General features: G+C 61.3%; 11 protein-coding genes, 1 tRNA gene and 1 pseudogene. 8 read left to right on the plus strand and 5 right to left on the minus strand.

Features of this window, described 5'->3' with window-relative positions; genetic code table 11:
* The 5 genes and pseudogenes from Q8O35_RS02055 to Q8O35_RS02075 all read right to left on the minus strand — a co-directional run.
* A pseudogene (locus tag Q8O35_RS02055) lies at window positions 1–353 on the minus strand (hypothetical protein); the annotation flags it as partial.
* 42 nt (window positions 354–395) lie between these two features.
* Window positions 396–1,574, minus strand: coding sequence for a pyridoxal phosphate-dependent aminotransferase (locus tag Q8O35_RS02060; protein ID WP_305570054.1), 1,179 nt, complete (start codon window positions 1,572–1,574; stop codon window positions 396–398).
* A 79-nt stretch (window positions 1,575–1,653) separates the two neighbouring features.
* Window positions 1,654–2,664 (minus strand): tryptophan--tRNA ligase, encoded by a 1,011-nt coding sequence (gene trpS, locus Q8O35_RS02065; protein ID WP_305570056.1) that lies wholly within the window; start codon window positions 2,662–2,664, stop codon window positions 1,654–1,656.
* Window positions 2,665–2,689: 25 nt separating this feature from the next.
* Window positions 2,690–3,361, minus strand: a complete 672-nt coding sequence (locus Q8O35_RS02070) for a site-2 protease family protein (RefSeq protein WP_305570058.1) — start codon at window positions 3,359–3,361, stop codon at window positions 2,690–2,692.
* 117 nt (window positions 3,362–3,478) lie between these two features.
* Window positions 3,479–3,554 (minus strand) — tRNA-Asn (locus tag Q8O35_RS02075).
* Between the two features lie 313 nt (window positions 3,555–3,867).
* Here Q8O35_RS02075 and lysS point away from each other — a divergent pair.
* The 8 genes from lysS (at window position 3,868) to lpxA (ending at window position 13,035) form a co-directional block, all read left to right on the plus strand.
* Window positions 3,868–5,496 carry a lysine--tRNA ligase gene (gene lysS / locus Q8O35_RS02080; RefSeq protein ID WP_371133081.1) on the plus strand — a complete coding sequence of 543 codons (1,629 nt, stop codon included), beginning with the start codon at window positions 3,868–3,870 and terminating at the stop codon, window positions 5,494–5,496.
* The gene (locus Q8O35_RS02085) at window positions 5,493–6,722 is read left to right on the plus strand and encodes a lipoprotein-releasing ABC transporter permease subunit (protein ID WP_305570060.1); all 1,230 of its coding nucleotides are present in this window, start codon (window positions 5,493–5,495) and stop codon (window positions 6,720–6,722) included. The genes lysS and Q8O35_RS02085 overlap by 4 nt, the downstream gene beginning before the upstream one ends.
* Window positions 6,715–7,401 carry an ABC transporter ATP-binding protein gene (locus Q8O35_RS02090; protein WP_305570062.1) on the plus strand — a complete coding sequence of 229 codons (687 nt, stop codon included), beginning with the start codon at window positions 6,715–6,717 and terminating at the stop codon, window positions 7,399–7,401. The genes Q8O35_RS02085 and Q8O35_RS02090 overlap by 8 nt, the downstream gene beginning before the upstream one ends.
* Window positions 7,388–10,126: an outer membrane protein assembly factor BamA gene (gene bamA / locus Q8O35_RS02095; protein ID WP_305570065.1), complete on the plus strand. Its 2,739-nt coding sequence runs from the start codon at window positions 7,388–7,390 to the stop codon at window positions 10,124–10,126. Before Q8O35_RS02090 ends, bamA begins: the two co-directional genes overlap by 14 nt.
* Before the next feature lie 81 nt (window positions 10,127–10,207).
* Entirely contained in the window at window positions 10,208–10,735 is a 528-nt protein-coding gene (locus Q8O35_RS02100; protein ID WP_305570067.1) for an OmpH family outer membrane protein, read from the plus strand.
* A gap of 14 nt (window positions 10,736–10,749) precedes the next feature.
* Window positions 10,750–11,775, plus strand: a complete 1,026-nt coding sequence (gene lpxD / locus Q8O35_RS02105; RefSeq protein ID WP_305570070.1) for a UDP-3-O-(3-hydroxymyristoyl)glucosamine N-acyltransferase — start codon at window positions 10,750–10,752, stop codon at window positions 11,773–11,775.
* Window positions 11,768–12,226: a 3-hydroxyacyl-ACP dehydratase FabZ gene (fabZ, locus tag Q8O35_RS02110; protein WP_305570072.1), complete on the plus strand. Its 459-nt coding sequence runs from the start codon at window positions 11,768–11,770 to the stop codon at window positions 12,224–12,226. Before lpxD ends, fabZ begins: the two co-directional genes overlap by 8 nt.
* Entirely contained in the window at window positions 12,226–13,035 is an 810-nt protein-coding gene (gene lpxA, locus Q8O35_RS02115) for an acyl-ACP--UDP-N-acetylglucosamine O-acyltransferase (protein ID WP_305570074.1), read from the plus strand. Before fabZ ends, lpxA begins: the two co-directional genes overlap by 1 nt.
* Window positions 13,036–13,039 lie beyond the last annotated feature (4 nt).

Below are 13,039 nucleotides of genomic sequence, written 5' to 3' on the forward strand. Positions count from 1 at the left end.
TTGGGCTTGGCAAAGGGTCTGGCCTTGGGCGCAGGGTCGTAGTCCCAGCGCGTGGCGTTGTCTTCTTCCGGCGGGGCCGGGGGCTTTGGCGGGCCAAAGGCCGAGCCCGCAGAATAGGGGCTGCTCAAATCCTCCCGCGTCAGTCGGGGCTGGTTCGATTTGCTCAAAATATCTTTAGCCCTGGCTGATCTGATCTTGCCGGTCTGCTTCTTTCCCGTCTTGGCTTTTTTGGCCTTTTGCGCAGGCCTTTCGGTGGGCCTTTGCGTAGCGCCAGCGTTTTGGGCGCACGCATCCCCAAGGCTGGCGAAAGCCAGCAGCAGGGCGCACAGAGTAAGCAAAATCAACCGTTTCATGGCAGCACAGCGGTCAGGAGCCGCTCCTCACATGTGGCTCTTTTACGCCTGGGCCGCGTACTTCTCAAGCCTGCGCATGGCCTCGGCGATATTTTCCAGTGAATTTGCGTAGGAGAAGCGCAGAAAACCCTCGGCCCCCTGGCCGAAGTCGATGCCCGGCGTGACGCCAACATGGCATTTTTCAAGGATATCATAGGCCAGTTTCAGGGAGCTGCCGCCGAATTTTTCAGCCCAGTGGCGGGCGTTGGCCAGTACGTAGAAGGCTCCGGTGGGGTCGTTGGCCACGCCCAGGCCCAGCGCCTTCAAGCGCGGCAGAAGGAAGCGGCGGCGCTCGTCGTAGATTGCCTTCATGCGCGCCACGTCCGGGGCGGACTCCTTCAGGGCTGCGATGCCCGCGTGCTGGGCCACGGAGTTGGCGCTGATGAAGAAGTTCTGACAGAGCTTCTGCATGGGCCGGATGAATTCTTTGGGTGCGATGAGGTAGCCCAGCCGCCAGCCGGTCATGGCGTAGAGCTTGGAAAAGCCGTTGAGCACAAAGGCGCGGTCGGTGAACTCAAGCGCGCTGTGGTCTTTGCCCTCGTAAACCAGACCATGGTAAATCTCGTCGGAAACGATGTACGCCCCACGCCTGTCGGCCAGGCTGGCGATGGTGTCCATGCGCTCCGGCGAAAGCAGGGTTCCGGTGGGGTTGGCCGGGGAGTTGAGCAGGATGGCCTTGGTGCCTTCGGTCATGGCCGCCTCGATGGCCTCTGGCCGGTACTGGAAGCTGTCGGCCTCGGTGACTGGCACGCGCACGGGGCAGGCGCCGGCGAAGCGGATGAAGTTGTCGTAGCAGGCATAGCAAGGGTCGGAGAGGATCACCTGGTCCCCGGCCTCCAAAATGGTGGAGAAGAGCAGCAGCATGGCGGGCGAGGTCCCCTGGGTCACGATGACCTGGCCGGGGTCCACCTTTGCTCCGTAGCGGTCAAAGAGGTCCTCGCAGATGGCCTCGCGCAGGGACAGCAGGCCCAGGCTGTGGGTATAGTGCGTCTCGCCGTCGGCCAGGGCCTTCCTCGCGGCCTCCTTGATGCACTCCGGGGTGTCGAAGTCCGGCTCGCCGATCTCCAGGTGGATGACGTTGTGTCCGGCGGCTTCAAGCTTGTGCGCGGCCTCCAGAATGTCCATGACCAGGAAGGGGGTGATCTCGCTGGCGCGTTTGGAAACGCAGACGTTCTCGCTCATGTTCCTCTTCTCCTGTTTCAGAACGGAAAAAGGGCCGGAACCAGACCTTTGCGTCCGGCTCCGGCCCTGCTTGGCCTGGCTAGAAATCGAAGTTCAGGGCCTTGCGCACGGCTTCCATGGTTTCCTGGGCGCGCACTCGGGCGCGGGCGTTGCCCTGCTCCAGAATGTGCCACAGGCGGTCCGGGTCGGCCTCCAACTTGCTTCTGCGCTCGTGGATGGGCGTCAGGAAGGCCGTCATGGATTCATGGAGCACCTTCTTGCAGTCCACGCATCCCCAGGAGGCGCTCACGCAGCCCTCGCGGATCTCCGCGCATTTTTCTGGGGCGGTGAGAAGCTTGTGGTAAGGGTAGAGGTTGCACACGTCCGGGTCGCCTGCATCGCTCTTGCGCAGGCGGTTTTTGTCCGTGAGCATGCCCTTGAGCTTGGGCGCGAGGTTCTCCAGGGGTTCGCCCAGGGCGATGGAGTTGCCGTAGCTCTTGCTCATCTTGCGGCCGTCCAGGCCGGGCAGCTTGGCGTCTTCGGTCAGCAGAGCCTTGGGCTCTGGAAAGAAAGGCGCGTTTTCCGGGCAGTGCAGAAAGTTGAAGCGCCGCGCGATCTCTCGCGTCAGCTCCAGGTGCGGCAGCTGGTCCTGGCCCACGGGGACTGCGGTGGAGCGGTACAGGACGATGTCGGCGGCCATGAGCACCGGGTAGCCGAGAAAGCCGTAAGTGGCCAAATCCTTTTGCCCGGCCAGCTCCGCCGCCACGTCCTTGAAGGTGGGGTTGCGCTCAAGCCAGCCAACCGGGGTGAGCATGGAGAGCAGCAGGTGCAGCTCCGCATGCTCCTTCACCTTGGATTGCTGGAAGATGATGCACTTGTCCGGGTCAAGGCCTGCGGCTATCCAGTCGATGACCAGCCCAGGCACGAAGCCTTTGACTTTTTTGGGGTCGGCGTACTCGGTGGTCAGGGCGTGCCAATCGGCCACGAAGAACAGGCAGTCGTGCTGCTCCTGCAGTTCCAGCCAGTTGGCGAGCACGCCGAAGTGGTGGCCCAGATGAAGCGGCCCGGTGGGGCGCATGCCGGAGACGATGCATTCTTTTTTGGCGGTCATGGCGTATCTTTGTTTAAAAGGTGGATCAGAAAGGCGAGTTCATGCCGAAAATATCGGCCCCGGCTCTGACGACGGGGAACAGCAGGGTGCCGATGAGGCTGAAGCCGACGACGTTGCCCAGGAGCATGAGGCCGATGATGACCAGGATGCCGTAGCGGCCCATCTCCAGGTAGCGCCAGGCCAGATCCTCGGGCAGGAAGCGCGCCAGAATGTTGCTGCCGTCGAGGGGCGGAATGGGCAGCAGGTTGAAGGCGCCGATGAGCAGGCTCACGTACACGCCCGCCTGGGCCATGGACAAGAGCGGCACCAGCACGCGCACGCCCAGGCCGTCGGGGTCTGTCACTGGGATGCTGCCCAGGGCGTGGAACAGCGCGGCGCAAAGCGCGGCCACCAGGAGGTTGGCCCCTGGACCTGCAATGGCCACCAGCAGCATTCCCGTACGCTGATCCTTGAAATAGCGCGAGTCCACGGGCACGGGCTTGGCCCAGCCGATGTGCGGCGGCACGATCATGATGAGGAACCCGAAGGGATCAATATGCCGCACGGGATTCAGGGTGATGCGCCCTGCCAGCTTGGCCGTCGGGTCGCCCAGCCAGCTGGCAACAAGGCCGTGGGCAGCCTCGTGGCAGGTGATGGTGAGCAGCAGCGGCACGATGAGCACCGTCATTTCGCGCAGGTATTGGGCAATGTCGATCATGGGTATGGCGGCTAGCACGAAGCGCCAGCGCGGGCAAGGGGAAAGCATCCGGCGGCGGCGTGGGCGCCGGGCGCGAAAAAGCCCGGAGGGCTTTCGCCTTCCGGGCCTAATCTTGTCTGGCTCCCCGGCACGGACTTGAACCGCGAACCTAGTGATTAACAGTCACCCGCTCTGCCGATTGAGCTACCGGGGAAAAGCCGCTCTGTGCGGCGGAGGACTCATTACGCCGAACTAAAGCGCGAGGTCAAGAAGATTCTCGCGAAAAGTTTGCCTGCACCCCGTATTTGTCGCCAGGATCATGCCATATGATTATGCTATGAGCTCGAACCGGGCTTGTCGGCAGGGGCCGCCCCAGCCATGGGCATCATAAGCTTTGACTTCGTGTGCGGGCCGGAGTATCTCCCGCCCTTGACTGCCGGGGGCGTATGGCTTAGGCGTACGACGTACCCAGGCGAATGGTTTAAGACATTTTTTAGAGCCCGCACACCCCTAGGGAGAGACCCGTTTTGGCCGAAAACGAACATGACGGAGGCGCGAAGAAAATCCGCGTCGAGTCGCCGCACGCCGGGCGCTTCAAGCCCCTGGCTGAGGCATTAGCCGCACGGGACGAGTACAATGACGTCCTGCGAACCCGCATCGACAAGGCTTGCGCCCTGCTCGACGCTGATCTGCACTTGTACCCCAACACTTTCCGCAAAGACATCCACGTTGCGGATATTCTTAAATCTTACAGCGATCTGGACGAGACCGCCCTGGCCGAGGTCGGCAAGGTGTTCCGCCTGGCCGGACGCATGACCTCGGTGCGGTCCTTCGGCAAGGTAACCTTCGTGAAGCTGCAGGACTCAGGCGAGGCCATGCAGATCTTCGTCGCGCGCGACGACCTGGGCGCCGAATCCTACCAGATATTCAAAAAGTTCGACCTGGGCGACATCGTCGGCATTGAGGGCGGCCTGTTCCGCACCAAGACCGGCGAACTCACCATTCGGGCCGTCTCCGTCACCCTGGTGACCAAGTCCATGCGCCCCCTGCCGGAGAAATACCACGGCCTGAAGGACATGGAGACGCGCTACCGCCAGCGCTACGTGGATCTTATCGTCACGCCCAAGACCAGCGAGATCTTCCGCAAGCGCACCATGATCGTGCGCGGCATCCGCAATTACCTCGACTCCAAGGGCTTCCTTGAGGTCGAGACGCCCATGATGCAGCCCATTCCTGGCGGCGCCACGGCGCGCCCGTTTGAAACGCACCACAATGCGCTGGATATGAAGCTCTACATGCGCATAGCGCCGGAGCTGTATCTGAAGCGCCTGCTGGTGGGCGGGTTCGAGAAGGTCTACGAGATCAACCGCAACTTCCGCAACGAAGGCATCAGCACCCGGCACAACCCGGAGTTTACGATGCTTGAGTTCTACTGGGCCTACGCCAACTTCTACGACCTCATGGACCTGACCGAGGACATGATCTCAAGCGTGGCCCAGGAGGTGTGCGGCACTACCATCGTGCCTTACCAGGGCAACGACATTGATCTGACTCCTGGCAAGTGGACGCGCATGAGCTTCCACGACTCCATCGAGAAGATCGGCGGCGTCGGCCCGGAGGACTACAACGACTATGACCGCTGCGCTGCGCTGGTGCGCAGGCACGGCGAGAAGGTCGTCAAGGGCGAGAAGCTCGGCAAGCTTCAGGCAAAGCTCTTCGACACCCTGGTGGAGCCCAAGCTCATCCAGCCGCACTTCATCTATCATTATCCCACAGACATCTCGCCCTTGTCGCGCCGCAACGACGACAACCCGGACATCACTGACCGTTTCGAGCTGTTCATGGTGGGCCGCGAGTTGGCCAACGCCTTTTCCGAGCTCAACGATCCCGTGGACCAGCGCGGCCGCTTCGACGACCAAGTGAAGGAAAAAGCCGCTGGCGACGACGAGGCGCACTTCATGGACGAGGACTACGTGCGCGCCCTGGAGTACGGCATGCCCCCGGCAGCCGGCCAGGGCATCGGCATCGACCGCCTTGTCATGCTTTTGACCGACTCGGCCTCCATCCGCGAAGTCATTCTGTTCCCGCTGCTGCGGCCTGAAATCAACCAGGGCGGCGGCTCATCCGGCACCGGCCCGGCAATCGAGCCCGCATGAACTTTGAATTTCTCATCGCCCTGCGCTACATCTTCGCGTTGCGCAAGCAGTCGTTCATCGCCGTGATTTCGCTTTTCGCGGTGTGCGGCGTGGCCATCGGCGTGGCCTCGCTCATCGTGGTCATCGGGGTCATGAACGGCTTCACCAAGGACCTTCGCGACAAGATCTTGGGCGTCAACGCCCACGTCATCATAAGCGCGTTCTCCGGCGGCATCCGCGAGCACCAGGCCATGGCCGAGATCTGTCGGCAGGTGCCCGGCGTCACGGGCGTCACGCCCTTTGTCTATTCCGAGGTGATGCTCTCCGCCAGCGGCGGAGTGAAGGGCGTGGTGCTGCGCGGCATCGAGACCAGCACGGCTGACCAGGTCCTGAGCCTCACCAAGGACATGGTGAGCGGAAGCGTCAAGGATTTGGAGGACAAGGACGGCCTGCCCGGAGTCGTCATCGGCGCGGAGATGGCCAAGCGCCTGGGGCTTGGCCTTGGGGCCACCGTGAATCTGCTTTCTCCAACGGGCACGCAGAGTTCCATCGGTTTTACGCCCAAGGTGCGGGTGTTCCGCGTGGCGGGTATTTTCCGCACCGGCATGTACGAATATGACGCCACTTTGGGCTATGTGACCGTTGACGCCGCGCGCAACCTGCTGGGGTTCAAGGATAACCTTGTCTCCGGCCTGGAAGTGCGCCTGGCCGACGTGTACAAGGCGGGCGAAGTGAGCGAGACCCTGCGCGCCAAGCTGCACGACTATCCGGTTTACGTGCGCAACTGGCAGGAGATGAACGCTAATCTTTTTGCCGCGCTGGAACTTGAAAAAACAGCGATGTTCATCATCCTGGCCATGATCGTCCTGGTGGGCTCCTTCAGCATCGTCACCATGCTTGTCATGTTGGTGATGCAGAAAACTAAGGATATCGCAGTTTTGATGAGCCTTGGTGCGGATGAAGGCATGATCCGGCGCATCTTCATGTACCAGGGCAGCTTCATCGGGGTTGTGGGTACGGCTCTGGGCTACGGCATCGGCATTCCGGTGGCGCTTTTGCTTAAGAAATACCAGTTCATCAAGCTGCCGAGCGATGTATATCCGGTCGATTATCTGCCTGTCCGCCTGGAATTGTTGGATATGACGTTTATTGGCGTAGCTGCGCTGGCCCTGTGCTTCCTGTCCACTCTGTACCCGGCCAGGCGCGCTGCGGCCCTTAAACCTTCGGATGCCTTGCGTTATGAATAAAGAGCCGCTATATTTCCTGAACAAGGTTGGCAAGGATTTTGCTGGGCCAGGTGAGCGCCTAACGGTGCTGGACGGGATCGACCTCTCGATCATGCCTGGTGAATCCATAGCGATCCTTGGCGCATCGGGTTCCGGCAAAACGACCCTCCTGCATCTGCTGGGCACCCTTGATTCGCCGACGAGCGGAGAGATTTTTTTCTTCGGGCAGAATCTTGGGAGTCTGGACAACAGGCGTCGGGCCGCGCTTCGCAACAGGGAAATCGGATTCGTCTTTCAGTTTCATCATCTGTTGTCGGAGTTTACGACCCTGGAGAACGTCGCCATGCCCGGTTTGATCGCGGGGAAGAGCAAGGAGGAATCCTTGGAGCTGGCCCGCGAAGCTTTGGGAATGGTGGGACTTGGAGCAAGGATGAGCTTTCCCGTGACCACCCTCTCCGGCGGCGAGCGCCAGAGGGCGGCCATAGCGCGGGCAATTTTGCTCCGGCCGAAGGCCCTGCTGGCCGACGAGCCCACCGGAAACCTTGATGAGAAGACGGGCAGGATGATCGGCGAACTCCTGGTGTCCCTGAACAGGGACTTGGGGATGACTTTCGTGGTCGTAACGCATAACATCGAACTGGCTAACGTCATGGGGCGGCGGCTGGAGTTGCGTTTGGGAGTGCTCTATGCCCAGGGGTAGAAAGACTAAATTTTTCGCACTGGCGGTTTTGACCATGGCGCTGGCGATGTTCGCCGCGCCACGGGAGTTTTTCGCCGCCGTCACCTCCCCACGGGAGGTCTCGGTGGTGGTGCTGCCGTTCGAGGTCAACGCCGGCGACGACATGAAGTACCTGCGCCAAGGCTTGCAGGACATGTTGTCCGACCGCCTGAGCGATGCGGGCTTCACCGTGGTTACCCGTGAGGCCCTGGAGAAGGCTCTGGCCTCCAAGGGGCTTCGGACCACAGACCCCCAGGCCGCCAGAGAGGGCGCGCTTCTGACCGGGGCATCATTCGCCATTGTTGGCAGCTTCAGCCAGTTGGGCGAGACCCTGTCCCTCGACGTGCGCGTCACCGACCCATTCGGCCTCAAGCAGGCTGTGCCCATCTCCGTCAGCAAGGACGGCCTCATCAACCTGCTGCCCGGCGTTGACGAGCTGGTGGCCAAAATGAAGGGCGACCTGCTGGGCCTCGACCGCATCGTTGACATTCAGGTTGAGGGCGCAGTGGCTCTGGACCGCGAAGTGGTCCTCATGCGCATGAGCGCCAAGAAGGGCGACACCATCGATTTCAAGACCATCAACGCCGACGTGAAGACCGTGTTCGAACTGGGCTACTTCGACGACGTGAAGGCGCTCCTGCGCGATGCCCCGGCGGGCAAGATCCTTGTGGTGAAGGTCGTGGAGAAGCCGCGCATTCTGGCCATCGGCGTCAAGGGCGCCAAGGAGCTCAAGAGCGAAGACATCATCAAGGTCGCCAGCTCCAAGAAAGGCGCGGTGCTGAACCCCAAGGTTCTGGCTGAAGACATCGGCGCCATCCGCGAAATGTACCGCAAGGACGGCTACTACAACGCCAAGGTCACTCACGAGATCGAGTCTGCCGGCCAAGGTCAGGCGCGTCTCAACTTCGTCATCGACGAGGGCAAAAAGCTTTACATCAAGAAGATCACTATCCTGGGCGCCAAGCAGCTGCCGGAAGACGAGCTCAAGGACGAACTGGCCGTGAAGGAACGCGGCATGTTCTCCTGGCTTACCCAGGGCGGCGTGCTGAAAGAGGAGCTCCTTGAACGCGACAGCGCGGCCCTTGCTGCGTATTACAACAACCGCGGCTTCATCGACGCCAAGGTCGGAGCGCCAGAAGTGGCCATCGGCGAGGACGGCATCACCATCACGTTCAAGGTGGAGGAAGGCCCGCGCTTCAAGGTCGAGTCCGTGCGCATCGAGGGTGACCTCATCGCCGACGCGCCCAAGTTGCTGGCGCTGACGAAGCTCTCCGATTCCGCCAAGAATAAGGACTACCTGGATCGCTCCCTGGTGCGCGACGACCTGAAGGCCCTGACCGACTACTACAACAACTTCGGCTACGCCTACGCGGAAGCCAATGTGCGCATGAACGACCACCCGGAAGAAAAGTCCGTGGATGTCATCTATGTTATGCGTAAACTCCAGAAGGTCCACATCCGCCGGGTGCTTCTTGAGGGCAACACCAAGACCCGCGACAACGTCATCCTGCGCGAAATGCGCCTGGCCGACGGCGACCAGTTCAGCGGTGAGAAGCTTAAGCGCTCCAGTGCGCGCCTTGACAAGCTCGGCTACTTCTCCAGCGTGGATATAGAGCCCGTGCCCACAGGCAATCCCGACGAGATGGACCTGAAAGTCAAGGTCAAGGACAAGGACACCGGCAAGGTCGGCGGCGGCGTGGGCTACTCCACCTACGACAGCGTGTATCTGGCCGCCTCCCTTGAGGAAGCCAACCTCTTCGGCAAGGGCTGGAGCTCCAGCCTGAACGGGCAATGGGGCGCCAAAAAGACCGCCTATACCTTCCAGGCCATGAACCCCCGCTGGGACGACAGCCTGCTTGGCGTCGGCTTCCAGCTCTTTGACCGGAAGGAAGACTACGTCAGCTACAATCGCGACTCCATGGGCGGCAAGGTGAACTTCGCCTATCCCATAGGCGAGTACACCAGCCTGTTGTGGGACTATCGCCTTGAGCGCTACAAAATCTACGATGTCGACTCCACCCAGGCTTCGCAGCTCGTGATCGACTCCCTTGGCACCCATACCGCGAGCGTGGCTTCGGCAACCGTGATGCGCGACACCACCAATGGCGGCGCCACCTCGTTGCCCACCAACGGTACTGTGAACAGCTTCACCCTCATGTACGGCGGCGGCATGCTTGCCGGCAGCGACAACTTCGTTAAGGGCATTGTGGATTCCAGCTGGTATCATCCTGTCATCGGCGACCTGGTGTTCCGCTGGCACGGTCAGGTCGGCTGGGTTGGCAAGAACCTGAGCGACGACTCCGTCCCCGTGAGCGAGCGGTTCTCTCTTGGCGGTTCGGGAACTGTGCGCGGCTATTCGCAGCGCAAGATCACACCGCTTGAGAACAACGGCTTCGGCGCTGTGTATGGCGATAAGGAAGCTTTCACAAACCTTGAGCTTACCTATCCCCTCAGCAAAAAGATGGGCATTTACGGCACCGGCTTTTTTGACGCAGGCAATACCTGGAAAGAAGGCGAGGGCTGGTTTAGCGCTCCCAAGCGCGGCGGTGTTGCAGCGCCGTCGTTTGGGTTGTATAAGAGTGTCGGTCTTGGCATACTCTGGTATTCTCCCATGGGGCCGCTCAAAATTGAGTACGGACACGGCCTTGACGAGCTTTACGACAGCAGCAACAACAAGGTGGAGTTCAACATGGGGCGCACCTTCTAGCCAAACAGGCAATGACGCCGCTGGCTGATGTGTCCCTTACTGATGCACTGGCTTCAACACACGTTGAAAGGAGTTATTCACATGCGCAAGTTTCTGGCAGCCGCTTTCTTTCTCCTGCTTCTGCAGTCCGTGGCTTTCGCCGCTGGCCCTTCCAAGGTCGGCATCTTTGATCCCGAAGAAGTTCTGAGAACCTCAGAGCCCGGCCAGGATGCCATCAAACAGTTTGAAGCCAAGATGAAGCCCGACAGCGAGCGCATCGAAAAGCAGCAGAAGGACTTCCTCAAGATGCAGGAAGATTTCCAGAAGCAGGCCTTCGCCCTTGCTCCCGAAGCGCGTCAGGACAAGGAACGTGAGCTGCGCCGTAAGGAGTTCGAGCTTTCCGAGGCCGTGCGGATGTTCCAGAACGCCGCCAACCGCGAGAAGAGCATCAAGCTCAATGAGATCTTCAAAGTCCTGAACGACGCCGTCACCGACTACTCCGGCAAGAACGGCTACAGCCTCGTCATGGCTAAGACCCAGGGCATCATCTACTACTTCGACCCTTCCACCGACATCACCAAGGCCGTGACCGTTGAGTTGAACAAGGCCTGGAAGTCTCGCAAGAAGTAGTGGAGTCGCCCCACATGCGCCTGTCTGAAGTGGCCGGGAAGGTCGGGTTGACCTTCTCCGGCCACGACATTGACGTCAGCGGGGTGAACACCTTGGCCAAAGCCGGGCCGGGGGACATCGCGCCGCTATTGACCCGCAAATACCTGCCCCAGCTTGCCGAGACGCAGGCCGGGGCGGTTTTGTGCGAGGAGCAGCACGCCCCAGAGGGCAGGAGCTGCCTCCTGACTGCAAACCCCAAACTCGACTGGGCGCGCGTTGTCGCGCTCTTCGCCAAGCCGCAAGGCTGCCTGACAGGCATAAGCTCGCAGGCCTTCGTGCACCCGGAAGCCGAGATCGGCGAAGGCGTCACCTTGTACCCCTTCGTCTTTGTCGGCGCGCGCGCGCAGATCGGCAACGGCTCCACGCTCTTCCCCGGCGTCTACGTTGGAGAAGACTGTGTTGTGGGCGCCGGCGCGACCCTCTACCCCAATGTGGCCCTCATGGCGGGCACGGTTCTGGGCGAGGGAGTCATCATCCATTCGGGGGCCGTGCTCGGCAGCGACGGCTATGGCTATGCGCAGAGCCCGGCCGGACACGTTAAAATCGCCCAGGTCGGCAACGTGGTCATCGGCCGCGATGTTGAGATCGGGGCCAACACGGCCATCGACCGCGCCGCGCTGGAATCCACCAAGGTGGGCGACGGCACGAAAATCGACAATCTTGTTCAGATCGCCCACAATGTGGAGACGGGCAAGCACTGCCTGATCATTTCCCAGGTGGGCATAGCTGGCAGCACCAGGCTCGGCAACGGCGTTGTGCTGGCCGGCCAAGTAGGCCTGCGCGACAATATCAGTTTGGGCGACGGGGTCCAGGTGGCCGCACAGGCCGGGGTGGGCCAAGACCTCCCTCCTGGCGCCATCGCCGGCGGTTCTCCCAGCATGGACGGGGCCACCTACCTCAAGGTGTCCTTAAGCCTGCCCAAGCTCCCGGAACTCATGCGCCGCGTTAAGCGGCTGGAAAAGGCCGCAGAGGCCCAAGACAAGGAGACAGGCCATGAGTAGCGACTGCATCTTCGACATCCGGCAGATTATGGAAATGCTGCCGCACCGGTATCCCTTTCTTCTGGTCGACCGCGTGCTGGAGTTCGAATCTGGCGTGCGCGCCAAGGCTTACAAGAACGTGACCTTCAACGAATCTTTCTTTCAGGGGCATTTTCCCGGCCAGCCCATTATGCCGGGCGTGCTGATCCTGGAAGCCCTGGCCCAAACCGGGGCTGTATTTGTGGCTAAAAGCCTGGAGATGAACACCGGGGAGAAGCTGTTTCTCTTTACTGGCATCGACGGCGCCAAGTTCCGCAGGCCAGTTGTTCCCGGCGATCAGCTCATGCTTGAGGCCGTTGTGGTGCGCCGCAAGATGAACATCTGGAAGATGCAGGGCATAGCCACAGTGGACGGCGAGCGGGTGGCCGAAGGCGTGTTCTCCGCTGCTGTTGTGGACAAGGGGAAAATGTAGTGACGACGATTCATCCCACCGCCGTGGTTCATCCCGGCGCGAAGCTCGGCCAGAATGTCCAGGTCGGGCCTTACTGCGTCATCGAGGATAATGTTGAAATCGGCGACGAATGCCGCCTCGACGCCTTCTCCCAGGTGAAGAACTACACCAGCATGGGCCCGGGCAACCACGTCCATTCTTATGCCTGCATCGGCGACGAGCCCCAGCACCTCGGCTACAAGGGCGAGGAGACCTGGGTGCGCATCGGCGAAAAGAACGATTTCCGCGAGTTCGTCACCGTGCACCGGGGCACCCCCCAGGGCAACCAGAAGACCACCATCGGCTCCCACTGCCTGTTCATGGCTTATGCCCACGTGGCCCACGACTGTACCGTCGGCGACCACGTCATCGTGGCCAACGCGGTTAGCATGGGCGGGCATGTGGAGATAGGCGACTACGCCATCGTCTCCGGCATGGCTGCGGTGCAGCAGTTCGCCCGCGTGGGTGAATACGCCTTCCTGGGTGGCCTTTCCGGCTACAGCAACGACGTGCCGCCTTACATGCTGGCCCAGGGCACTCGCGGCAGGCTCTATGGGCCGAACCTCATCGGCCTCAAGCGCAAGGGCTTCTCCGCCGCCGCCGTGGGGTCCATCAAGAAGGCCTACCGCATCATTTTCCGCTCCGGCCTCATGCGTGAGGAAGCCCTGCAAAAGGCCTTGGCCGAACTGCCCGACTCGCCCGAAGTGGCGCGTCTGGTCGAGTTCATCCGGGCCACCACGCGCGGCATCACCTCCGACGCCGGGCGCGCTTCGTCGGGCGGCGAGGACTAGCCGG

Source organism: Humidesulfovibrio sp. (assembly GCF_030689645.1).
GTDB lineage: Bacteria > Desulfobacterota > Desulfovibrionia > Desulfovibrionales > Desulfovibrionaceae > Humidesulfovibrio.

Coding starts and splice junctions, on each gene's coding strand:
- trpS (WP_305570056.1), bottom strand. CDS start 2,664: ATGACCGCCAAAAAAGAATGCATCGTCTCCGGCATGCGCCCCACCGGG.
- Q8O35_RS02070 (WP_305570058.1), bottom strand. CDS start 3,361: ATGATCGACATTGCCCAATACCTGCGCGAAATGACGGTGCTCATCGTG.
- Q8O35_RS02085 (WP_305570060.1), top strand. CDS start 5,493: ATGAACTTTGAATTTCTCATCGCCCTGCGCTACATCTTCGCGTTGCGC.
- bamA (WP_305570065.1), top strand. CDS start 7,388: ATGCCCAGGGGTAGAAAGACTAAATTTTTCGCACTGGCGGTTTTGACC.
- fabZ (WP_305570072.1), top strand. CDS start 11,768: ATGAGTAGCGACTGCATCTTCGACATCCGGCAGATTATGGAAATGCTG.
- lpxD (WP_305570070.1), top strand. CDS start 10,750: ATGCGCCTGTCTGAAGTGGCCGGGAAGGTCGGGTTGACCTTCTCCGGC.
- Q8O35_RS02090 (WP_305570062.1), top strand. CDS start 6,715: ATGAATAAAGAGCCGCTATATTTCCTGAACAAGGTTGGCAAGGATTTT.
- Q8O35_RS02060 (WP_305570054.1), bottom strand. CDS start 1,574: ATGAGCGAGAACGTCTGCGTTTCCAAACGCGCCAGCGAGATCACCCCC.
- Q8O35_RS02100 (WP_305570067.1), top strand. CDS start 10,208: ATGCGCAAGTTTCTGGCAGCCGCTTTCTTTCTCCTGCTTCTGCAGTCC.